Origin of the sequence: Pseudarthrobacter sp. fls2-241-R2A-127 (assembly GCF_030209355.1) — a bacterium.
Lineage (GTDB): Bacteria > Actinomycetota > Actinomycetes > Actinomycetales > Micrococcaceae > Arthrobacter.
Genome location: NZ_JARVSF010000008.1, coordinates 206,277 through 229,112, shown reverse-complemented (window position 1 = coordinate 229,112; position 22,836 = coordinate 206,277). Strand labels below are relative to the sequence as shown.

Below are 22,836 nucleotides of genomic sequence, written 5' to 3'. Positions count from 1 at the left end.
CGTTCCCTGCCTGAACAACACTGGCGGGATTTCCCCGCTCGATCCTGCTCAAAAACCACGTGCGGGCAATGTTGTCCAAAGGGCGCTCCTTATCGGGGCCGTGGGGCAGGCCGCTTCGTTCCCAAACTAGCCTACGGACGCTGCCCGCCGGGGTATCCCGGGGAGCATCGTTTGCCCCGGTGATTCAGGGGAACTTGGGATAATTGTTACCCCTGTGCAGGTTGTTTTCCACAACATCGACAGTACGATGAGCACGTTCCAGTCACTTCTGACATCTGGGGGAAACCTTGAGCTATCCGCAATACCCGTCTCAGCAGCCCTATCCGCCGCAACAGTACCCGTCCCAGCAGTCGTGGCCCGGCGGGGAGCCCCCGCTTTGGGCCCCTTACTATGGCGCGCCGTTCCAGGCGGCAGCCAAGCGGTTCTTCAAGAAGTACGCGTCTTTCTCCGGCCGGGCCAGCAGGAGCGAATACTGGTGGTGGACGCTCGTCGCCGTGATCGTCGGCATCGTCCTGAACATCATTGTCGGCTCCGGGATGGTGACGTCCACCTCCGCTTACAGCAGCGCTCCGCAGCTGGGTCCGGGTGCCGTCGTTGGCCTGATCCTGGGCATCATCTGGGGCCTGGCCACCATCGTCCCCTCGCTGGCACTAACGGTGCGCCGCCTGCACGACAGCAACAAGAGCGGACTGCTGATCCTGCTGGCGCTGATCCCATTCGCCGGAGCGATCATCCTGTTGGTCTTCACCCTCATGGGTCCGGATCCGGCCGGACAGCGGTTCGACCAGCCCGTCCAATAACTTGGCCACCGGCCGGCCCTGCAGGTAAGGGGTAAAAGAAGAGGGGAAGACCGGCGCGGTCTTCCCCTCTTCCATGTCTTGAGTCGGTCGCATCCCCCGGGGTTTGGGAAGTCCGCTGAACACGCTGAGGGAATACTGCATGCCACGGTTAACGCGGGTGGTTTTTCAAGAAGGCACGCACGTCGTCCGGGAGCCGCTTCCCGGCGTCGTCTTCGCTGAGCCACCAGTCGCCGTCCAGGGCGTGCCGGCCCTGGTCGTCGTAAAGCATGTGCTCCATCGAATCCACCCAGCTTGCGTCACGGTCGTCAGGCTGCAACCTCAAGGGCGGGGAGGAGACGTATACGAGCCGGGCCACGTTGCCCATGCCGTGAGCGGCGATCCCTACCGCGTCGCAGCCATAGGACCAGCCGACTACGACGGTGGGCGCAGGGCTTGCAGCAATGGCAGCGCGGACCTCCTCGGCATCTTCCAACAGTCCGGCGCCGGGTACTCGATGCGAGGGGAGATCAGCGGCTTTCACTTGCGCCTTGGATCTTTCGCGGAGTGCGCGCTGGACCCACGCCCAGTCTTCGGGGACACCCCACATGCCGTGAACGAGAACAACGCCTTGGGGTACGAGGCCCCGATCATTTTCCATTAGCTGATTCCAACCCGAATCGGGAGGGCGCCGGGGGGCAGAAGATTCATGGTCACTATTCCTCCCGCAGCCCTGAGGGTTCTTGCGGACCTAGATTAGGCGCGCGCGGAGCTCCCGGTCGAGACACGGAAGCCCCCTTCATTCCCCCTCTTTTTGAGGGCGCGCCGGTGGGGGATTTCTGCTTCCGTCATCATGCCCGCGTCCTGCTGCAGGCCTGCTGCCGGACCTCAGGGGTTTCTCTGGCCGGCGTTTGACCCGGGCATGGCAAAGGGTGCACCCCGTTCGCTGGGCGCACCCTTCTTGCTCTCTCCCATTACCCAAAGCCGATCCCCTTCGGCTTTTCTAATAATAAGTAGGCTGATAGTTAATTTGTCAAGACTTTGTTTCACTGCACATCTCGCGACGGTGATGGCTCGCAGGCCCGGGCGCGAGCAGCGCACCCAGGGGTTGCGGGGCGACGGACTCACAAAGTCACTCTTCTTTGCCAATAGCGCCGAAGGACGCCCGCCGGTTCGGCGCGGCACCAGAGGCAGCAAGGTCCCGGCCCCCGGGAAGGGAACCTTGTTTAGGGCAGGCGTAAGCCCTGGCGCGATCGTTGGGGCTGGATGGGGAAGCATCCTTTGGGACGTTTGTCATACAAACGAACCTAGGTTGCCTAACTTAATTTCACGTGACGATATTGGTTATTTCAGGCAACCATCAGGCGCCTGGCTTATCGTGCCTGCTGCCGCAGGTGACCGTGTAGATCACACTGATGGTGGAGACAAAAAAGCCCCGGAAAATCAGCGATTTTCCGGGGCTTGCCATTGTGCGCGGAGGGGGACTTAAACCCCCTCCGCGTGTCGTTTCTAGGAAAACCCTTGTGCTGCGGGCTTTTTGGTACGAATCGTCCCGCCCAGGGGACTCAAATTTCAGTTGTTCAACCACGCCAACCACGCCAAGGATCCACCGATACAGGGTCTGACGCATTGGCTCAGGTGTGGGTCCGTTCCTGGTGGACCGCCGTCACCTCCTCTCGTGAATAGGAGTACGAGAACACATCTTTTTCTCCGAAGGAGCAACAGAACGGCCGCAATCGGCATGGACCAACTTTTCACGCCAGAAGAAATCGCCGAGCAATTCGGCGTGTCCCCTGCGAATGGTGCGGGAAATGTACTGAACCAACACTTGGCCGCACTTGCGGCTGAACAAGCGCACGGTCCGCTTCACCGAGAGTCACTACGATCAGATCATCGCAATGGGCGAATGTCGGGCAATTACAGAAGTCCAAAAGACTGCCTCGGCTCGGAAGGCGTCCGAGTTGACCGAACTGCTGGGACGAAGACGGTCAGCGTGAGAGCAGCCGCGCTCCTTGAGCGCCGTCGACCCCTTGGGAGCCTATGCAGCCAACCACTTCTTCGAGGCCTCCGCGGACCACCGGCGCTGCGGCATCGGCCGGCAGGGGCCATCGAGCTGCTTGAGGAGCGATCCACGAGCACACCCTTCGTGGCGCATTCGGAAGGCGCGGACGAGTTCTGGGGATCCCTGGGCTGGGCGCGGTTCGAGCACCGGACTGAGCGGAAGCACTTCGGCCGCATGTTCGTCGGCCAGGCCCAGGCTCCGATAGCCTGAGGGACCAATCGTCTTTGGGGGACCGATGAAACGCCTTGCCGTATTGCTTGCCGTGCCGCTTCTGCTGACCGGCTGCGCACCTTCCAGCGAGCCCACGCCGGCTGTGTCCAGCAATCCGCCGGCCGGAGCCAAGATCTACTCGAAGCTGGACGACGCTGGGATCGAGCAGATCAAATCCTCGAAGACGGCCCTGCTGGACATGACCTCCGGCAACCTGCGGAAGTCCGACGTTGGCCTCCAGGACGGAACCGGCCACGCACCCGATGTCCACACGTCGGGGCTGATGGACCTGTTCATCGAGGCCCCATACGGCGTGATCGCCGCTCACACCGACCGGCTGCGGCTGAACGGAATGAACAACCGGGCGGACTTCAGCGAGATCACCTACTTCCTGACCGCCACGTCGCGGGAAGACCTGGCGACGCTGATCCGGGATGGCGTGGGCCGCTACGGTATCGACAGCACATCCGCTGAGGACTGGATCGAATCGGTCTCCGCGAAGCCGGACCAGATGAGCGACTTCGCTATTACCCCGGGCACCTCGACCGGCCTGCAGGTGACCTACGACCTCCGCTACGACGGCACCAAGGACACCCAAGTCATCATCGTGCACGTCAACCCGCTGCCGACCACCGGACGCTCATCGTGAACGCGGCGCAATCCCGGTAGATTGCTCCCAGCAGCGCGCAAATCGCAAGCCATGGACATTGGCGATCGTCTTCGTGGAGAGGCCCCTATCCTGCATCTCCTTTAGCCACAGAACGATGTCTCGTAACTCGGAGGCGAAGTCCATGACGCCGAGGCTGTCGGCGATGTGGTATCTCTAATTGCCTTTGTAGCGCCGTAGTGTGTACCCGCTGGCTGACGTCAGGAGGTCGAGTGGTCCTCGATCATTCTCGTGACGGTGCACACCTCGGCAAAATGTCCGTCGTACCCCCGAGAGCCGCGTCCACGTCGCAGCCGTGAGCGTTGAGCACGGTGAGCAGCAATTGGGCGTACTCCAAAGATTCCATCTTTTGGGTCATTCGACTCCTGGAGCCGGGTCGATCCATCTGCAGTAGTCCGTAACGGAACCATTCTTGCGTTTCCGCTTCTCAATGCAAGCCATCGATTACTTTGCGGCCAACCCCCTGACAGGAGTGGCACATTCACACCGACGTGGGCGAAAACACATATCGCGTGGTTGGAGACACAAAAAAGCCCCGGAAAATCAGCGATTTTCCGGGGCTTCCCATTGTGCGCGGAGGGGGACTTGAACCCCCACCCCCTTTCGAGGACTAGCACCTCAAGCTAGCGCGTCTGCCATTCCGCCACCCGCGCAGGTGGTATTTCGGGAAGCGACCCCGCCTTTCAGCGTTTCGCGCCTCTCCGAAGCAGCGAGAAAAACTCTAACACGACTTTTCGTAGAACAACGAATCGGGGCAAGTGGGTAGGCTGAGCACAGCGATTCAGCTCGTGCCACCCAGTCATTCCCTACCAAGGAGGTACCTATGCCTGACGTCCTGCCCGAGGATGAAGTTGTCCGGATCTGCCAGGAACTCATCCGGATCGACACCTCCAACTACGGTGACGGTTCAGGGCCGGGGGAGCGGGCGGCAGCGGAGTACACCGCGGGCCTGATCGAAGAGGTGGGGCTTGAGGCCGAGATTTTCGAATCCGCCCCCGGGCGCGCCAGTGTGGTCACCCGCATGGCGGGGGAGGACCCGTCGGCAAGTGCCCTCGTGGTGCACGGCCACCTGGACGTCGTACCCGCACTGCGTGACCAGTGGTCGGTAGACCCGTTCGGCGCGGAGCTGAAGGACGGCCTCATCTGGGGCCGCGGCGCCGTCGACATGAAAGACATGGATGCCATGATCCTGTCCGTCATGCGCAGCTTCGCCCGGGACGGCAGGAAGCCCAAGCGCGACATTATCTTCGCGTTCTTCGCGGATGAGGAAGCCGGCGGCGTTTACGGTGCCCGCTACGCCGTGGACAACCGTCCCGAACTGTTCGAAGGCGCCACGGAGGCGATTTCGGAGGTTGGTGGCTTCTCCGCCACCATCGGCGGCCAGCGCACCTACCTGCTGCAGACCGCCGAGAAGGGCATCTCGTGGCTTCGACTGGTGGCACATGGCAGGGCCGGCCACGGCTCGCAGATCAACACGGACAACGCGATCACGCGCCTGGCCGCGGCTGTCACGCGCATCGGTGAGTACAAATGGCCCATCGAACTCACCCCCACCACCCGCCAGTTCCTTGACGGGGTGACCGAACTCACTGGCGTGGAGTTCGACGCCGACAATCCGGACCTCCTGCTGGACCAGCTTGGTACCGTGGCCAGGTTCGTGGGCGCCACCCTGCAGAACACCACCAACCCCACCCTCCTGAAGGGCGGCTACAAGCACAACGTCATCCCGGAGTCGGCTGAAGCCCTGGTTGACTGCCGCACGCTGCCAGGCCAGGAACAGCAGGTCCTCGAGATCGTCCGCGAGCTCGCAGGCACCGGCGTTGACGTCAGCTACGTCCACAACGACGTCTCGCTGGAAGTTCCCTTTGCCGGCAACCTGGTCGATTCGATGATCGACGCCCTGCACAAGGAGGACCCTGGCGCCAAGGTGCTGCCTTACACACTCTCCGGCGGTACGGACAACAAGTCGCTCAGCCGGCTGGGCATCACCGGCTACGGCTTCGCCCCGCTGATGCTGCCGGACGAACTCGACTTCACCGGAATGTTCCACGGCGTGGATGAGCGGGTCCCGGCGGACTCCCTCAAGTTTGGCGCACGCGTGCTGAACACCCTGCTCACCAACTACTGAGAGGTGCCGGCCGTGACTCCGGAGGAACTGCTGCCCGATGAACTCCTGGAACGCATCCGGGGCCGTGCTGCCGCCTACGACCGCGACAACGCTTTCTTCCACGAGGACCTGCAGGAGTTGGCTGCGGCAGGATACCTGAAGCTCTTCGTGCCGGCGTCCGACGGCGGCGCGGGACTTGGGCTCCAAGCGGCGGCGCAGTGCCAGCGCAGGCTGGCAACGGCTGCCCCGGCCACCGCACTGGCTGTCAATATGCACCTGGTCTGGACCGGCGTCGCGCATGTCCTGGCCGCCCGGGGCGATGACTCACTGGCCTTCGTCCTGAAGGAAGCCGCGCAGGGAGAAGTCTTCGCGTTCGGCAACTCCGAGGCGGGCAACGACTCCGTCCTGTTTGACTCACGGACCACCGCGACGCCGGCCCCGGACGGCGGGTACACCTTCGCCGGCACCAAAATCTTCACGAGCCTGTCACCTGCCTGGACCCGGCTCGGAATCTTCGGCAAGGACCCGGCCGCCAGGGACGGGGCCGGGGAACTGGTCCACGGATTCATCACCCGGGAAACGCCCGGCTACAAGATCCTGGACGACTGGGACACCCTGGGCATGCGCGCCAGCCAGTCCGCCACCACGGTACTGGACGGGGCCGCCGTCCCCGCGGACCGGATCTTCCGGAAGCTCCCCGTGGGACCCAACGCCGACCCCCTGATCTTCGCCATCTTCGCCTGTTTCGAAACGCTGCTCGCCGCCGTCTATACGGGGCTGGGCGAGCGTGCCCTGGCGGTGGGCGTGGAGACGGCCAAGCGGCGCACCTCGTTCAAAAACGGCGGCCGCAGCTACGCCCAGGACCCGGACATTCGGTGGAAGGTGGCAGAAGCCGCCATGGCCATGGACAACCTGTATCCCCAACTTGAAGCGGTGACTGCGGACGTCGATGCCTTGGCCGATCACCGGTCCCAATGGTTCCCCAAGCTGGTGGGCCTGAAGGTGAATGCGACTGAAACCGCCCGGCGGGTGGTGGACCTGGCCATCCGGGTCAGCGGCGGATCCAGCTACTTCAGGGTCTCCGAACTGGAACGGCTGTACCGGGACGTGCTTGCCGGCATGTTCCACCCTTCCGACGACGAGTCAGCCCACAACACCGTCGCCAACGCCTGGCTCGGCCCCCTGGAGGACTAGACAGTCCTTTGGACCTGCATCACCCGGCGGCGCAGCCAAAAGCGCCTGCCGCCGCCCACGTAGAGCTTGCTGCGTTCCAATTCCCACTTGCCGTACTCGGAGTGTTCCACCAGGCGGCGCCGCGCCTCCGGCAGGGAATCGTCAGGGCTGACGGTCACTACGAGGTACTCGTACTGACGCAAATAATCCCGCTCCCGCTGGACCGAGCTGGTGAGAAATTGTTCCTTCATTTGCTCTCCATTTTCGTCCTTTTCCGGCTAACGTGAAGTCATGAGCATCGATCCGCGTGTCGCGCTTTCGTCCCTGACCACCGCTTTGGAAGAACACCTTATAGCAGCATCGAACCGGCGCGGGGACGGTGACCCCTCGGTGGAGGCAGCCTTTTTTGCAGTTGCAGATGCTTTCGAAGTTTATGAAGACGCCCTCTACGAGGCCTACAACGAAGTGACACCGTTGCAGGTGTTCGACGATGAAGACGATGAGGATGAGGCCGACGTGGACGACGACGAAGACCTGGAGATCGTCGACGAATAGCGCCGAGGTAAACCAGTCCGGCCGGAGGCGGCCCGCGGTGGGGCGCTAGGCGGAGACGTCTTCCAACGCCCTGGCGATCTGGGGCGGCAACGGTGAAAGCTGGGCGTCCAGGATTTCCTTCAACTGCACGTTCGTGCGGGCCCCGACGACGACGGTGGCGACGCCGTGCTGCGACAGCAGCCAGGACAACGAGACGTCCTGGGGCGTGCGTCCCAACCCTTTGGCTGCCATGCAGACCGCGTCTACAATCCGGGACGGCTTCTCCGCCAGGTACGGCTCCACGTAATCGGCCTCGCCCGCAGAGGCGCCCCGGGAACCCGCCGGAATGCTGCCGCGGTACTTACCCGTGAGCACACCCCTGCCCAGTGGACCCCAGGCCATCAACCCCAACCCGGCGTCTTCCAATGCAGGCATCAGTTCGAATTCCGCGGTCCGGTTCAGGAACGAGTACTCGGCCTGCGCGGCCACGAGCGGAACGGTGCTGATGGCCGCAGCCTTAGCCGCCTGCCAGCCGTTGAAATTGGAGATTCCGGCGTAGCGGGCCCGCCCTGACCGGACGGCGAACTCCAGCGCGGCAAGCGTCTCCTCGAGGGGAACGTTTCCGTCCCACGCCTCGGCAAACCAAAGGTCCACGTAATCGGTGCCCAACCGGGCCAGGCTGGCGTCCAGTCCGGTGAGCATCGCATTGCGTGAGGTGTCCACGGCACGGCGACCATCCGGCGTCGTCATCCCCGCTTTGGTGGAGATGGAAATCTCCGTGCGGGACACAACGTCGCCCAGGAGCGATCCCAGGACGGCTTCTGAGCCTCCGCCGGCGTACGACGCCGAGGTGTCCACGTGCCGGCCGCCGGCATTAAGGAAGGTGCGCAGCAACTCGGAGGCGTCCTGCTCGTCAGTTTCCCCACCCCAGGACCGGGTGCCCAAGGAGAGGGCTGAAACTCGCAATCCACTGTTGCCGACGTAACGCTGCTGCATAGCAGCAAGCTTACGGGCAGAAGCATCGCCGCCATGCCGTAGGGTCTTAGCGTGAACTGGTTTGAAGCGGCCCTGCTGGGCCTAGTGCAGGGACTGACCGAATTTCTACCGATTTCATCGAGCGCACACCTGAGGATTGTGGGGGAGTTCCTTCCCAACGCGCAGGATCCGGGTGCCGCGTTCACGGCTATCACGCAGCTGGGCACGGAAACAGCGGTGCTGATCTACTTCTGGCGTGACATTGTCCGCATCGTCAAAGCCTGGGCAGGCTCCCTGGCCGGCAAAGTGTCGCGGCAGGATCCCGACGCCCGGATGGGCTGGCTGGTGATCCTGGGCAGCCTGCCCATCGTCGTCCTGGGGCTGCTCTTCCAGGACCAGATCGAATCGGTGCTCCGCAGCATGTGGATCGTTGCCACCATGCTGATCATTTTTGGCCTCATCCTCGCCGTAGCGGACGCGATCGGTGCCCAGAAGCGGGACCTGACCCACCTGACCTACAAGCACGGAATCCTGTACGGCCTGGCTCAGGCCATGGCCCTGATTCCGGGCGTATCCCGCTCCGGTGGAACCATCACCGCGGGGCTCCTGATGGGCTATACCCGTGAGGCTGCTGCCCGCTATTCCTTCCTGCTCGCCATCCCCGCCGTGTTTGGCAGCGGGCTCTACCAGCTCTACAAAGTGGTCACCAAAGAAGGCATCACCGGACCGTTCGGGCTGCCGGAGACCGCGCTGGCCACAGTAATCGCCCTGGTAGTGGGCTATGTGATCATCGGCTGGTTCCTGAAGTTCGTCTCCACGCGCAGCTACCGTCTCTTCGTCTGGTACCGGATTTTCCTGGGCCTGGCGCTGTACCTCCTGCTCGGTTTCGGCGTCATCAGCGCCTAGGACTAGGCTTTACCTGTGAAATCCTGGACTTCCCGCCCCGTTCCTGCCCTGCCCGGAAACATGGCCGCCCTGCGGCTGTTCGATACCGCGGCAGGCCGTGAGGTGGCCCTTGAACCGGAGGCCAGGCCCTCCATGTACGTCTGCGGCATCACTCCCTACGACGCCACCCACATGGGCCACGCGGCCAGCTACGTCGCTTTCGACCTGCTGAACCGGGCCTGGCGTGACGCCGGCAGCGAGGTCTCCTACGTCCAGAACGTCACCGACGTGGACGACCCCCTGCTCGAACGTGCCACCGCCACGGGCGTTGATTGGCGCGACCTCGCCGCACAGCAGGTGCAACTCTTCCAGACTGACATGGAAGCCCTGAACGTCCTTGCGCCGGACCACTATGTGGGCGCTGTCGAATCGATCGGCCTGATCGTCCCCGAAGTGGAACGGCTGGTCACCATGGGGCTGGCGTACCAGGTGGCAGGCGCCAACGGCGAGCCTGACGGGGATGTCTATTACGACGTCGAAGCCGCCGGCAAGCAGTCAACGGCACCTGATGCCTGGGCCTTGGGGTCCATTTCCCACCTCGGCGAAAGCGCCATGCTGGAGCTTTTCGCCGAACGTGGCGGCGACCCCGGCCGCGCCGGCAAGCGGCAAGCCTTGGATCCGTTGCTGTGGCGGGTGGCACGGGAAGGCGAACCGAGCTGGCCCGGTGGAAGCCTTGGCGCGGGCCGGCCGGGCTGGCACATCGAATGCACGGTCATTGCACAGAAGTACCTGCCGGCACCGTTCACCGTGCAGGGCGGCGGCTCCGACTTGGTCTTCCCGCACCACGAGATGGGTGCCGGCCATGCATACTCCTTGGCTGGAGTCCCGCTGGCGAAGCACTACGCCCACGCCGGAATGGTGGGGCTGGACGGCGAGAAGATGAGCAAGTCCAAGGGCAACCTGGTACTTGTGTCCAAGCTCCGCGCCGCAGGGGAGGACCCGTCCGCCATCCGGCTGGCCATCCTGTCCCACCGCTACCGTTCGGACTGGTCCTGGACGGACGAAGGCTTCGCCGCAGCCAAGGCAGACCTTGCGGCGTGGCGCAGAGCCCTGCAGCATGCCCCCGCGGGTTCGGGATCCGCGCTTCTGGCCGAGATGCGCGAAGCGCTGGCAGCAGACCTCAACGCGCCGGCAGCGGTTGCCGCAGTTTCCCGGTGGGCACGGTCAGCGAACGACGCCGGAGCTGCCGCCAGCGCCGCGGACGCCGCCTTAGTAAAGGACGCGGTGGACGCGCTCCTGGGCGTCCAGCTGTAAAGAGTCCGCTTCGATTGGCACAAAAGAGGGCCTGGCCCGGATAAATCCGGGCCAGGCCCTCTTCGCATCCGCCAGCTTTCAGCCCCGGTCCTGGCCCCGCCGTTTTAGGTACCGTTCGAATTCCCGGGCAATGGACTCGCCGCTCGCTTCGGGCAGATCTGCCGTGTCCTTGGCTTCCTCCAGCTGGCGCACGTACGCGGCGATCTCCGGGTCTTCAGTGGCCAGTTCGTCCACCCCGCGCTCCCACGCGTCGGCCTCCTCGGCCAGTTCATGGGTATCCAACGGGACCTGAAGGAGTTCCTCGATCCGGTGCAGGAGGGCGAGCTGGGCCTTGGGCGAGGGCGCCTGGGCCACGTAATGCGGCACGGCAGCCCACAAGGAGACGGTGGGAATGCCGGCCAGCAGGGACACCTCGGACAGCACGCCGACAATGCCCACGGGCCCCTCGTACTGGGAAGCCTCCAGGTTCATCCGTTCCCGGAGCGGGGCGTCGTCGGAGGATGTGCTCACTGGAATCGGGCGGCTGTGCGGGACATCAGCCAGCAGTGCGCCCACCAGGACCACGTAATCCACGTGCAACGCTTCCGCATGTACCAGCAGCTCCGCGGTGTAGGCGCGCCATTTATAGGACGGCTCGGTACCCTGAACGAAGATCACATCCACGTTGGAGTTGGGCGCACTGGCCTTGTAGATCCGGGTGGACGGCCACTTGATCTTGCGTTCGCCCGCGGCGTTCCTGCGGACTGTGGGCCGCGTGAACTGGAAATCGTAGTACTCGTCAGCATCGATGGATGCGACCTTCTTGCCGCCCCACAATTTGTTCAGGTAGCGCAACGAATCGCTGGCCGCTTCTCCGGCGTCGTTCCACCCTTCAAAGGCGGCAAGCATGACCGTTACGCGCTGTCCGTCTGCCACTGGCTGGAGGAACCGTTCCCGCTCGGGTCCGGCATCCTCCCCGGCCGTGTCTCCTTCGAAGCTATTCATTTCTTCACCCTACGTCCAAGGTGCTTGGTCATGCATGGATTGAAGCGCCGCGAATCCGCGTAAACCCGTCCTTGTAGCACCCCTGCCACGTCATATTCGCCAAGGGCGTAGCCCACAGCCTCCGCCCAGCCATGCCCCGTAGACTGGCTGTATGTCAATACCTGCCGCCAGTTCACCGCTCAAAGCTGTCCTGTGGGATATGGACGGGACCATCGTGGATACCGAGCCGTACTGGATCGCAGCCGAGCGCGCACTTGTGGAGGCCCACGGGGGCACCTGGAGCCACCAGCAGGCAATGCAGTTGGTGGGGCAGTCACTGACTTTTTCTGCCGGGTTACTGCAGCAGGCGGGCGTGGAGCTGGAAATTCGCGAGATCATCGACGTCCTCACGGCCCAGGTCATCAGCAGCGTGCAGCAGCAGGTGCCGTGGCGGCCCGGTGCCCGTGAGCTCCTGGAAGAGCTCCACCAGGCCGGGGTCCGTTGCGCTTTGGTCACCATGTCCGAGGGCCCGCTGGCCCGGGAAGTGGTGGCAAACCTTCCCAGGCCGTACTTCGAAATCCTGGTGACCGGTGACACCGTCACCCAGGGCAAGCCGCACCCGGAGGCGTACCTGACGGCCGTGGAGTTGTTGCAGGAAAATGACCCCGAGCTCGGCATCCACCACTGCGTGGCGTTGGAAGACTCCGTTCCGGGCGTAGCTGCCGCGGTTGCCTCCGGGGTGGCAACTGTGGCTGTACCGCACATTGTTCCCCTGCCCGACCATGAGAGCTACGAACTGTGGGATTCCCTGGCCGGCCGTTCCCTCGTAGAGCTGGAAGCCCTGCTGGTGGGCGCGGGCTCCGCACACCATGCGGAGCCCGCAGTAGGTGATCCCCGTGGCTGAACACAGCACGAAAACCGGTGCCGGCGAGAAGGCCACCGGCCGCCGCGAAGGGATCCCGCTGGGACGGATCGCCGGCGTCCCTGTAGTGCTGGCCTACTCGTGGTTCGTCATCGCAGCGTTCACGGTGATCGTCTACGGGCCGGTCCTGGCACGGAACAACCCCGCGCTGGGCGCCAGCGCCTACGTCGTCGCTTTCGCCTACGCCGTCCTCCTGCTGATCTCGGTGCTGGTGCATGAACTGGCCCACGCCCTCACCGCGAAAATCTACGGCTGGCCCACCGAAAAAATCGTCCTGAACCTCTGGGGTGGGCACACCCAGTTCGAGAGCTTCACAGCTTCGCCCGGCCGCTCCGTGCTGGTGGCCCTTGCCGGACCGGCGGCGAACTTCGTCCTGGCCGGCGGCGCGTGGCTGGTGCTTGGCACCAACAGCCTGGGAAGTGTCGCCGAAATCCTGACCAACATCTTTGTGTGGGCCAACTTCCTCATCGGCGTCTTCAACATCCTTCCGGGCCTACCGCTGGACGGGGGCAGGATGGTTGAATCCATCGTCTGGAAGGCCACCGGAAGCCAGGCGAAGGGAACGGTCGCCGCCGGCTGGGGCGGCCGGATTATCGTCGTCGCCATCGCATACTGGTTCCTGGTCCGCCCCTTCCTCGCCGGGGACCGCCCGGACTTCAGCTTCCTTATGATCACCATCCTTGTGGGCGGTTTCCTGTGGATGGGCGCATCGGCTTCCATCCAGCAGGGCACACTGCGCGGCAGGCTTCCACTGGTCAGTGCTGCAGCATTGTCGATCCCCGCCGCCGGTCTGCCCGCCACCGCCTCCGCCGGTGATGCGCTGCGCCTCTCCGAAGGAGGGGCAAAGGCAGTGGTGGTCTGTGGACCGGACGGACGGCCGCAAGGTGTGGTGGACCCGGATGCACTCCAGTCCGTCCCCGCTGCCGCTGCGGATTCGACGCCAGTCCAGGCCGTCTCTTTCCCGCTGGCCAGCGGGGCCTACATCCCCGAATGGTCCAAGGGCCAGGAGCTTGTGCAATTCCTGTCAAAGGTTGACGGCCGCCATTACGCCGTGGTGGACCACAACGGCCAGGTCACCGGACTGCTGACGCAGGAAGCCGTCCTCGCCACCATCACCGGAAAGCGTCCGCGGAACAATAGCGACCCTCAAGGCCAGAACCGGTAGAGTTACCTGCCGGTCATGCATTGCCGCCGCAGACGCCGGCTGGCGCCCCCGAGGGGCCAGTGGCGCGGCACCACCAGGTTTACAGGAGCGAGGAAAAAATCATGAGCAGCGAAACTGCCGTCAACGACGCCAAGGGTGCAGCGCAATCCGGTGTTGCCGCCAGCGGCTCGCAGCCGGTGGGCGCAGCCCGTCGCCGCGGCCCTTTCCGTGAGGGGGAACGCGTCCAGCTGACCGACGAACGCGGCCGCATGAACACCATCACCCTTGAGCGTGGCGGTGCCTTCCACACCCACCGTGGCTTCCTCAACCATGACGAGATCATCGGCCAGGTGGACGGCTCCGTCGTGGTAAACAACGTGGGCCAGCAGTACCAGACACTGCGGCCGCTGCTCTCCGACTTCGTCCTCTCCATGCCGCGTGGCGCCGCCGTCGTCTATCCCAAGGACGCCGGCCAGATCGTCACCATGGCGGACATCTTCCCGGGCGCCCGCGTGGTGGAAGCCGGCGTCGGCTCCGGAGCCCTGTCCATCTCGCTGCTGCGTGCTGTTGGCGACAATGGCTACCTTCACTCCTTCGAGCGCCGCGAGGAGTTCGCGGACATCGCGCGCGGCAACGTGGAAACGATTTTCGGCGGCCCGCACCCCGCCTGGCAAATATCCCTCGGCGACTTCCAGGAGGAAGTGGTCCGGGCCGAGGAGCCCGGCTCCGTTGACCGTGTGGTCCTGGACATGCTCGCGCCCTGGGAATGCCTCGACGCCGTCGCCACCGTGCTGGCGCCCGGCGGCGTGTGGATCAACTACGTTGCCACGGTCACCCAGCTGTCCCGCACCGCTGAAGCGATCCGGGCCGACGGCCGCTTCACCGAGCCGGACGCCTGGGAGTCGATGGTCCGCGGCTGGCACCTCGAAGGGCTCGCCGTCCGCCCCGACCACCGCATGGTGGCCCACACCGGGTTCCTCCTGGTCGCCCGCCGGCTGGCCGACGGGGTCACCGGAATCTCTGTGAAGCGCCGTCCGTCGAAGACCGAATTCAACGAAGAGGACGTCAACGCCTGGACACCCGGGGCAGTAGGGGAGCGTGCGGTCTCAGACAAGAAACTCCGCCGCGCCGCCCGGGACGCCATCGCCGGCACGAACGTCGTGGACACTCCCGAGGTTACGAACTAGTCCAGATTTCGAGAGTCTCCATCCCTACCCGGCATCTTGGGACTAATGTCTTAAGAGAAGCGCAGGAAGGGGCTGATACATCATGGAGACTCCAAACCAGGACTCCGGACGTACACCGGCAGAGCAGTCTGCCGCCAACGACCTCTCGGTTGCTGACCGCCAGGTCAACATACTTCGGGACAAGCTCAGGCACATTGACCGCCAGCTCGCAGCAGCAACGCAGAACAACACCAAGCTGGTAACCATGCTTGAAACCGCGAAAGCGGAAATCCTGCGGCTCAAGAACGCCCTGGACCAGGAGGGGCAGCCGCCGTACAGCTTCGGCACCATCCTCCAGATCAATCCCAAACGGCAGCCCGCCCCGGGCAGCAGCGGACAGGCTGCCACCGAGGAATCGGTGGACATCTTCAACGCCGGGCGCAAGATGAGGGTGGGCATCAGCCCGCTGGTCAACATCAACCAGTTGGCCGTGGGGCAGGAGGTGCTGCTCAATGAGGCACTCCTGATCGTCGCCGGGCTCGGCTACGAGCGCGCCGGCGAACTGGCCACGCTGAAGGAAATGCTGGGACGCGACCGCGCCCTGGTGGTGGGCCGGGCGGACGAAGAACGCGTTGTCCGCCTCTCCGGTGCCCTGCTGGCCGAAAAGCTGCGGGTCGGTGACGCCCTTTCCATCGATTCACGCACCGGATACGCGCTGGAGAAAGTTCCACGGTCCGAGGTGGAAAACCTGGTCCTTGAGGAAGTCCCGGACATTACCTATGAGGACATTGGCGGCCTCGGACCCCAGATCGAACAGATCCGCGACGCCGTCGAACTGCCGTTCCTGCATCCGGACCTCTACCGGGAGCACGGACTCAAGGCGCCCAAGGGCATCCTGCTCTACGGTCCTCCCGGCTGCGGCAAGACGCTGATTGCCAAGGCAGTGGCCAACTCCCTCGCTGCCCGGGCGGCAGAACGGTCGGGGAACATTGACCTCAAGAGCTACTTCCTCAACATCAAGGGGCCGGAGCTCCTCGATAAATATGTGGGTGAAACGGAACGGCACATCCGCCTGATCTTTGCCCGCGCCCGGGAAAAGGCCTCAGACGGCAGCCCCGTGGTGGTCTTCTTCGACGAGATGGACTCGCTGTTCCGCACCCGCGGCACCGGGATTTCGTCCGACGTCGAGACCACCATCGTGCCCCAGCTCCTGAGCGAGATCGACGGCGTGGAGCGCCTCGACAACGTGATCGTGATCGGTGCGTCCAACCGTGAAGACATGATCGACCCCGCCATCCTCCGCCCCGGCCGGCTGGACGTGAAGGTCAAGATCCAGCGCCCGGACGCGGAAGCCGCCGCGGACATCTTCAACAAATACATCACCCCGGACCTGCCGTTCCACGAATCGGATCTGGCCGAACACAACGGTGACGTCCAGGCCACGGTCGATGCCATGGTCCAGCGGACCGTGGAAGCCATGTACTCCACGGACAAGTCCAACGAGTTCCTCGAGGTCACCTACGCCAACGGGGATACCGAGATGCTCTACTTCAAGGACTTCAACTCGGGCGCCGTAGTCCAGAACGTGGTAGACCGGGCCAAGAAGTACGCGATCAAGGATTTGCTCACCTCGCACCAGAAGGGCCTGCGGATCGAGCACCTCCTGCGCGCCGTCGTGGACGAGTTCCGCGAACACGAGGACATGCCCAACACCACCAATCCAGACGACTGGGCACGCATCTCCGGGAAGAAGGGCGAACGGATCACGTACATCCGCACCATCGTCCAGGGCAAGGCCGGGCAGGAGCCCGGAAAGTCGATCGAAACCATGCCCACTACGGGACAGTATCTATGACGGGTGGATCAGGACCCGCCGTCGGGGACGCCCTCCCTGTCGGCGGGGCCATGCGGGTCATGGGAGCGGAAACCGAATACGGCATCCATGCTCCGTCCGCGCCATCGGCCAACGCCACCATGATGAGTGCCCGCGTTGTCCAGGCGTACGCCCAGGTCACCCGGCAGCGGGCTGCCGGGGGAGCGGAGACCCGCTGGGACTATACGGATGAGGAACCGCTGCATGATGCCCGGGGCTGGACCGTGGACCGCGGGACGGCTCACCCCAGCCAGCTGACCGACCAGCCGCCGGTGCTTGACGCCGAATCCGTTGCGTTGGCCTACGGCCGTGAGGAACTGGAGCTCGACGGTCAGGATGAGTCCGGGTCCCTGTTGATGAACATGGTCCTTGGCAACGGGGCCCGGCTGTACGTCGACCATGCCCACCCGGAGTACTCAAGCCCCGAGGTGACCAACCCGCGCGATGCCGTGGCCTGGGATGCCGCGGGCGATCTCGTCGCGCTGGCCGCGGTCCGCCGGCTGGCAGCGGACCCTTCCCTGCCCCCGGTCAATCTCTACAAGAACAACACGGACAACAAGTCGGTTTCCTACGGGTCGCATGAAAACTACCTCATGCCCCGATCAGTGCCATTCGGCGACATTGTCCGTGGACTGACACCTTTCTTCGTCAGCCGGCAGGTGGTGTGCGGAGCCGGGCGCCTGGGAATCGGCCAGGACAGTTCCACCTCCGGCTTCCAGGTCAGCCAGCGGGCCGACTTTTTCGAGGCGGAAGTTGGGCTGGAAACCACCATCCGCCGGCCCATCATCAACACCCGGGATGAGCCCCACGCCACCGCGGACAAGTACCGGCGCCTGCACGTGATCATTGGGGATGCCAACCTCAGCCAGGTGTCCAACTACCTTAAGTTCGGCACCACCGCCCTGGTTCTCAGCCTCATCGAGGCCGGCTTGGCGCCAAAAATTGAGGTATACGAGCCTGTCGCCGCACTGAAGGCGGTCAGCCACGATACCTCGCTGACCGCGAAGCTCCGCCTCCTGGACGGTCGCCGGGTGACGGCGCTGGACCTTCAGTGGATGTACCACGAGGCGGCCGCCAAACTTGCGCAGGACACCGGCGTGGGTGATGCCGTGGACGGCGACGGCCACACGCACGAGGTGCTGGAGCGATGGGCTACCGTCCTGACCCAGCTGGATAACGACCGGACGGCGGCTGCGGGGTCGGTGGAGTGGCTGGCAAAGCTCTCCCTCCTGGACGGCTACCGCCAGCGCGATGGACTGGAATGGAATGACGCCCGGCTGGGCCTGGTGGACCTGCAGTGGTCTGACATCCGGCCCGAAAAGGGCCTCTACTACCGTCTGCTGGCCAGGGGGCGGATGCGGCGGGTCGTGGACGACGCCGCCATTGCCGCCGCCGTAGCGGAGCCCCCGCGGGACACTCGCGCGTTCTTCCGTGGAAAGTGCATCAGCAGCTTCGGCAAGGACGTCGTGGGGGCCAGCTGGGATTCGGTGATCTTCGACGTCCCGGGGTACGGGCGGCTCCAGAGGGTGCCCACCCGGGAACCCCTGCGCGGAACCAAAGAGCTGACCGGAGCGTTGTTTCAGCGCTACCGGGAAGCGGGACCGTTCCTGGGAGAACTGCTGGGACACAACAGCGCTCCGCCTGCGGCGTAAACCGCGCCGGAATGCCCGTCCCGTGGCAGGATGGGGATATCGGAGGATCCGCCGGATCCGCCGGAAGTACGAGGAGGGAAACCGATGGCAGGCCAGGAGCAACAGCAGCCGCACTCACGTGACAGCCAGGTCGAAGACGACATTCCCGAGGCACCCCCGGCATCGCCCGAGGCGCAGGCATCGGCATCGACAGAAGGCGTGGACGACCTCCTGGATGAAATCGACGGCGTCCTGGAATCAAACGCCGAAGAATTCGTCCGGGCATTCGTCCAAAAGGGCGGCCAGTAACCCGGACCGGATGGGTGGCTGACGCCGCGGACGGCCGGAATCTGTACCGACGTTGAAGTACCACGTTCAAGGAGTGATGAGTGCAGGAATCAACCGCCAACCAGGTAGCCGCCAACGCCACCTCGTCCTTTACCGAGCATCTGCAGCGGGACCGGCCAGAGCTCTTGCCCTTTAGCCGGTCCCTCACCGGCAGTGCGTCAGCGGCTGCCCCCGTGCAGGTTCCCCACGCCACCACGATCGTTGCCATGAGCTACAACGACGGCGTCCTGATGGCGGGCGACCGGAGGGCCACCATGGGAAATGTCATCGCCAGCCGGCACATCGAGAAGGTCTTCCCGGCCGACCGGTTTTCGGTCCTCGGCATCGCGGGAACCGCCGGCATTGCGATCGACCTGACCCGGCTCTTCCAGGTTGAACTCGAGCACTACGAAAAGATCGAAGGCACCCAGCTCAGCCTTGAAGGCAAGGCCAACCGGCTGGGCGCCATGATCAGGGGCAACCTGCCCATGGCGTTGCAGGGCCTGGCCGTGGTGCCGCTGTTCGCCGGTTTCGATACCAGCGCCAACGTGGGCCGGCTGTTCTCCTACGACGTCACCGGCGGCAGGTACGAGGAACATGAGCACCATACCGTGGGCTCGGGATCGGTCTTTGCCCGCGGCGCGCTGAAGAAGCTTTGGCGGCCCAACCTCACCGCAGCCGAGGCGCTGTCCGTGGCCGTGGAGTCCCTCTATGACGCCGCAGATGACGATTCCGCCACCGGTGGTCCGGATACTGTCCGGCAGTTGTGGCCCGTGGTTTATACGGTGGACAGCACAGGTACCCGCCGGGTTCCGGACGCCCAGCTCTCGGCCGCATCGCGGAGCGTCATTGAGTCCCGCACCATCGCCGGACGGGAGGCCTGAGATGACGCAGCAGTTCTATGTCTCGCCCGAGCAGCTGATGAAGGACCGCGCGGATTTCGCGCGGAAGGGCATTGCCCGTGGCCGCTCGGTGGTGGTGATCAGTTGCGCGGACGGCATCGCCCTGGTCGCGGAGAACCCTTCCCCGTCGTTGCACAAGATCGGCGAGATCTACGACAAGATCGCATTCGCGGCCGTGGGCAAGTACAACGAATTCGAAAGCCTCCGCCAGGCCGGGGTCCGCTACGCCGACGTGCGCGGCTACTCCTACGACCGCGAGGACGTCACGGCACGCGGACTGGCCAGCGTGTACGCGCAAAGCCTCGGAGCCGTCTTCACCGCCGAGCAAAAACCCTTTGAAGTGGAACTTGCGGTCGCCGAGGTGGGCCCCACGCAGGCCGACGACCACCTCTACAGACTGACCTTCGACGGCTCGATTGCCGACGAACACAGCTTCGTCGTCATGGGCGGACAGGCCGAAAGAGTATCCTCCGCTATCGACGCGGGCTGGCAAGCCTCCCTCGGCTTCGCTGACGCCGTCCGCCTGGCGCTGAAAGGACTTACCCCCGCCACGGACGCGGACCAGCCGGCCACGCCGTTGCCCGCAAGTGCCCTCGAGGTAGCGGTCCTGGACAGGCTTTCCGAAAGCTCCCGCGGCTCACGGCGCGCATTCCGCAGGCTGAACGACGCGGACATTACGGCATTGCTGGCCTAGGAGGACCACATGGACAAGAGAATCTTCGGTATAGAAACCGAATTCGGGATCTCGTATTCAAGCCCCGATTCGAGGCCTCTTGCCCCTGAAGAGGTGGCGCGGTATCTGTTCCGAAAAGTGGTCAGTTGGGGACGCTCATCCAACGTGTTCCTGACCAACGGATCCCGGCTCTACCTCGATGTCGGATCGCATCCTGAGTACGCCACCGCCGAATGCGATGACCTTGCCCAGCTGATCGCCCATGACCGTGCCGGTGAGCTGATCCTCGATGACCTCGTGGACGAGGCCCAGGCCCGGCTCGCAGCCGAAGGGTTCAACGGCACCGTGTACTTGTTCAAGAACAACACGGACTCTGCCGGTAACTCCTATGGCAGCCATGAGAACTACCTCATCCCGCGGCGGGGAGAATTTTCCCGCCTCGCCGAGATCCTGATTCCCTTCCTGGTGACCCGCCAGCTCATCGCCGGGGCCGGAAAAATCCTGAAGACGCCGCACGGTGCCACGTATGCGTTCTCCCAGCGTGCCGACCACATCTGGGAGGGCGTCTCCTCGGCCACCACCCGGTCACGTCCCATCATCAATACCCGGGACGAGCCCCATGCGGACGCGGAATTCTACCGGCGGCTCCATGTCATTGTCGGGGACTCGAACATGTCAGAGGCCACGGCGCTGATGAAGGTGGGCACCGTGGACCTGGTCCTGCGGATGATCGAAGCGGGGGTGATCATGCGCGACATGCGGATGGAAAACCCCATCCGGAGCATCCGCGAAATTTCCCATGACCTCAGTGGCAGGGCACTGGTGCGGCTTGCCAACGGGCGCCAGCTCACTGCCCTTGAGATCCAGCAGGAATACCTCACCAAGGTGACCGCCTTCGTCCAGGAGCATGGCGCGCACAACCCGCACGTTCCGGTCATCCTGGACCTCTGGGAACGGACCCTCCACGCGATCGAAACCGGTGACACAAAGAGCATCGACACAGAGATCGACTGGGCCATCAAGAAGAAGCTGATGGACAACTACCGCGAACGCCATGGCTTGGGCCTTGAGGCGCCACGCATCGCCCAACTCGATCTGACGTACCACGACATCTCCCGCAGCCGCGGCATCTTCTATTTGCTGCAGTCCCGGGGTGCCGTGCGCCGGATCGTCGACGATACCATCATCAAGGGAGCAGTGGACGCGCCGCCGCAAACCACGCGTGCCAAGCTGCGCGGCGACTTCGTCCGCCGGGCCCAGGAGCTGGGACGGGACTACACGGTGGACTGGGTCCACCTGAAGCTCAACGACCGCGCCCACCAGACGATTCTCTGCAAGGATCCCTTCCGCAGCGTGGATGAGCGCGTGGATGCGCTGCTCGACTCTATGGGCTGACGTCCAGCTTCAGGGTCTATTCTGGATAAGGTCCCTTTAACGGGGCCTTCTTCGGCATTGTCCGCCGCCGTGCGGAATGTCGTATCCATCTTGCCCCGACGAAAGTTTTCCTACGTGCGCCGACTACTAGCAATCCTCCTTCCCGGCCTGCTGCTGCTGACCGCCTGTGGAGGCACAGCTTCACAGCCTGAGCCCACCAGCCAGTCTGCCGGGGACACTGCAAAGTTCGACTCCCTCAAGCTGACCGACAACGGCGACAAGAAGGCCCCGGGTGTGGACTTCGACAAGCCCCTGACCGTCACCGAGCCGACCGTCAAGGTCATTTCCCAAGGCAGCGGCGACGCCGTCAAGGCGAACCAGGTGGCCAAGATTTCCATCCTGGCCCTGAACGGCACGGACGGATCCCAGTTGGAGGACACGTTCCCCAACGATCCTGAGAGCCTCGAGCTCACCGACGACCTCAAGACCAGCAGCCCGGTCATCTACAACGCGTTCGTTGGCGCCAAGGTTGGATCCAGCCTGGCGCTGGCCGTCCCCGGCCAGCAGACTGCCCCGTCAGCAAGCCCCAGCCCGTCCGACGGCGCCAGCCCCAGCCCCAGCGCCAGCGCTGCAGCTGGTCCCACCCAGTTGCTGATCATCAAGGTGGTTTCCGCTGCCGACGCCACTCCTGTCCTGGACAAGCCCCAGGGTGAGACCGTGACGCCGCCCCCTGGCCTTCCCACCGTGACGGAAAAAGACGGCAAGCCGGAAATCAACGTTGCGGGCGCAGCTGCCCCCACGGCACTGGTGTCCCAGGACCTGATCAAGGGTACCGGCGCCGCCGTCAAGGAATCGGACACCTTGACGGTCAACTACGTTGGCGTCAACCTCGCCGACGGCACCAAGTTTGATTCCAGTTTCGACCGCGGACAGCCGGCAACCTTCCCGTTGAGCGGTGTCATCAAGGGCTGGACCCAGGGCCTGGCCGGCAAGACCGTAGGCTCCCGCGTCCTGCTGGTCATCCCCAAGGACCTGGCCTACGGCGATGCCGGCCAGGGCCAGGCAAAGGGTGACCTTGTCTTCGTAGTGGACATCCTCGGGGTCAAGTAGCAACACTTACAAGGAGGCCGCATCCTTTCGCGGCACCCACCAGAACAC

The 22,836-nt window shown here is 64.2% G+C and carries 22 protein-coding genes and 1 tRNA gene; 18 read left to right on the top strand and 5 right to left on the bottom strand.

What is annotated here, in order from left to right:
• Positions 1-287 precede the first annotated feature (287 nt).
• Positions 288-800, top strand: a complete 513-nt coding sequence (locus tag QRN53_RS05685; RefSeq protein WP_285243039.1) for a DUF805 domain-containing protein — start codon at positions 288-290, stop codon at positions 798-800.
• A gap of 148 nt (positions 801-948) precedes the next feature.
• Here QRN53_RS05685 and QRN53_RS05680 read toward each other — a convergent pair whose 3' ends face one another.
• Positions 949-1,437, bottom strand: coding sequence for an esterase/lipase family protein (locus tag QRN53_RS05680; protein WP_285243038.1), 489 nt, complete (start codon positions 1,435-1,437; stop codon positions 949-951).
• A gap of 1,485 nt (positions 1,438-2,922) precedes the next feature.
• Here QRN53_RS05680 and QRN53_RS05675 point away from each other — a divergent pair.
• Entirely contained in the window at positions 2,923-3,048 is a 126-nt protein-coding gene (locus tag QRN53_RS05675) for a hypothetical protein (protein WP_285243037.1), read from the top strand.
• 25 nt (positions 3,049-3,073) lie between these two features.
• A complete protein-coding gene (locus QRN53_RS05670; protein ID WP_285243036.1) occupies positions 3,074-3,697 on the top strand; it encodes a hypothetical protein in 624 nt (207 codons plus the stop codon).
• A 588-nt stretch (positions 3,698-4,285) separates the two neighbouring features.
• Here the strand turns inward: QRN53_RS05670 and QRN53_RS05665 are convergent.
• Positions 4,286-4,368 (bottom strand) — tRNA-Leu (locus QRN53_RS05665).
• Positions 4,369-4,538: 170 nt separating this feature from the next.
• On the opposite strand from QRN53_RS05665, the gene QRN53_RS05660 reads away from it, so the two are divergent.
• Together QRN53_RS05660 and QRN53_RS05655 are read left to right on the top strand one after the other, a co-directional pair.
• Complete coding sequence (locus tag QRN53_RS05660; protein ID WP_285243035.1) at positions 4,539-5,843, top strand: M20/M25/M40 family metallo-hydrolase; 1,305 nt, start codon at positions 4,539-4,541, stop codon at positions 5,841-5,843.
• A gap of 12 nt (positions 5,844-5,855) precedes the next feature.
• Positions 5,856-7,016 (top strand): acyl-CoA dehydrogenase family protein, encoded by a 1,161-nt coding sequence (locus QRN53_RS05655; RefSeq protein WP_285243034.1) that lies wholly within the window; start codon positions 5,856-5,858, stop codon positions 7,014-7,016.
• Here QRN53_RS05655 and QRN53_RS05650 read toward each other — a convergent pair.
• Positions 7,013-7,246, bottom strand: coding sequence for a DUF5703 family protein (locus tag QRN53_RS05650; RefSeq protein WP_285243033.1), 234 nt, complete (start codon positions 7,244-7,246; stop codon positions 7,013-7,015). The two genes, QRN53_RS05655 and QRN53_RS05650, sit on opposite strands and share 4 nt — an antisense overlap.
• Positions 7,247-7,286: 40 nt before the next feature.
• Here QRN53_RS05650 and QRN53_RS05645 point away from each other — a divergent pair, with 40 nt between their 5' ends.
• Positions 7,287-7,550 carry a hypothetical protein gene (locus tag QRN53_RS05645; RefSeq protein ID WP_285243032.1) on the top strand — a complete coding sequence of 88 codons (264 nt, stop codon included), beginning with the start codon at positions 7,287-7,289 and terminating at the stop codon, positions 7,548-7,550.
• Between the two features lie 45 nt (positions 7,551-7,595).
• Here the strand turns inward: QRN53_RS05645 and QRN53_RS05640 are convergent, their stop codons facing one another.
• A complete protein-coding gene (locus QRN53_RS05640; protein WP_285243031.1) occupies positions 7,596-8,525 on the bottom strand; it encodes an aldo/keto reductase in 930 nt (309 codons plus the stop codon).
• 51 nt (positions 8,526-8,576) lie between these two features.
• Here QRN53_RS05640 and QRN53_RS05635 point away from each other — a divergent pair, with 51 nt between their 5' ends.
• On the top strand, positions 8,577-9,410 hold the full coding sequence (locus tag QRN53_RS05635; RefSeq protein WP_285243030.1) for an undecaprenyl-diphosphate phosphatase: 834 nt from the start codon (positions 8,577-8,579) through the stop codon (positions 9,408-9,410).
• 15 nt (positions 9,411-9,425) lie between these two features.
• Positions 9,426-10,703, top strand: coding sequence for a cysteine--1-D-myo-inosityl 2-amino-2-deoxy-alpha-D-glucopyranoside ligase (mshC, locus tag QRN53_RS05630; RefSeq protein ID WP_285243029.1), 1,278 nt, complete (start codon positions 9,426-9,428; stop codon positions 10,701-10,703).
• Positions 10,704-10,781: 78 nt separating this feature from the next.
• Here mshC and QRN53_RS05625 read toward each other — a convergent pair whose 3' ends face one another.
• A complete protein-coding gene (locus tag QRN53_RS05625) occupies positions 10,782-11,687 on the bottom strand; it encodes a PAC2 family protein (protein ID WP_285243028.1) in 906 nt (301 codons plus the stop codon).
• Between the two features lie 199 nt (positions 11,688-11,886).
• Here QRN53_RS05625 and QRN53_RS05620 point away from each other — a divergent pair, with 199 nt between their 5' ends.
• From QRN53_RS05620 to QRN53_RS05575, 10 genes are all read left to right on the top strand, one after another.
• Entirely contained in the window at positions 11,887-12,570 is a 684-nt protein-coding gene (locus QRN53_RS05620; protein WP_285243229.1) for an HAD family hydrolase, read from the top strand.
• The gene (locus QRN53_RS05615) at positions 12,563-13,753 is read left to right on the top strand and encodes a site-2 protease family protein (RefSeq protein WP_285243027.1); all 1,191 of its coding nucleotides are present in this window, start codon (positions 12,563-12,565) and stop codon (positions 13,751-13,753) included. The genes QRN53_RS05620 and QRN53_RS05615 overlap by 8 nt, the downstream gene beginning before the upstream one ends.
• 101 nt (positions 13,754-13,854) lie before the next feature.
• A complete protein-coding gene (locus tag QRN53_RS05610; RefSeq protein ID WP_285243026.1) occupies positions 13,855-14,919 on the top strand; it encodes a tRNA (adenine-N1)-methyltransferase in 1,065 nt (354 codons plus the stop codon).
• Between the two features lie 82 nt (positions 14,920-15,001).
• A complete protein-coding gene (gene arc, locus QRN53_RS05605) occupies positions 15,002-16,753 on the top strand; it encodes a proteasome ATPase (protein WP_285243025.1) in 1,752 nt (583 codons plus the stop codon).
• Entirely contained in the window at positions 16,750-18,423 is a 1,674-nt protein-coding gene (dop, locus tag QRN53_RS05600; RefSeq protein WP_285243024.1) for a depupylase/deamidase Dop, read from the top strand. Before arc ends, dop begins: the two co-directional genes overlap by 4 nt.
• Before the next feature lie 84 nt (positions 18,424-18,507).
• Positions 18,508-18,711: a ubiquitin-like protein Pup gene (locus tag QRN53_RS05595; protein WP_285243023.1), complete on the top strand. Its 204-nt coding sequence runs from the start codon at positions 18,508-18,510 to the stop codon at positions 18,709-18,711.
• Positions 18,712-18,791: 80 nt separating this feature from the next.
• Positions 18,792-19,613, top strand: a complete 822-nt coding sequence (gene prcB / locus QRN53_RS05590; protein WP_285243022.1) for a proteasome subunit beta — start codon at positions 18,792-18,794, stop codon at positions 19,611-19,613.
• A 1-nt stretch (position 19,614) separates the two neighbouring features.
• Positions 19,615-20,325: a proteasome subunit alpha gene (gene prcA / locus QRN53_RS05585; RefSeq protein WP_285243021.1), complete on the top strand. Its 711-nt coding sequence runs from the start codon at positions 19,615-19,617 to the stop codon at positions 20,323-20,325.
• Positions 20,326-20,334: 9 nt separating this feature from the next.
• A complete protein-coding gene (pafA, locus tag QRN53_RS05580) occupies positions 20,335-21,699 on the top strand; it encodes a Pup--protein ligase (RefSeq protein WP_285243020.1) in 1,365 nt (454 codons plus the stop codon).
• Between the two features lie 114 nt (positions 21,700-21,813).
• Positions 21,814-22,788 (top strand): FKBP-type peptidyl-prolyl cis-trans isomerase, encoded by a 975-nt coding sequence (locus QRN53_RS05575; RefSeq protein ID WP_285243019.1) that lies wholly within the window; start codon positions 21,814-21,816, stop codon positions 22,786-22,788.
• The last annotated feature ends 48 nt before the right edge of the window (positions 22,789-22,836 follow it).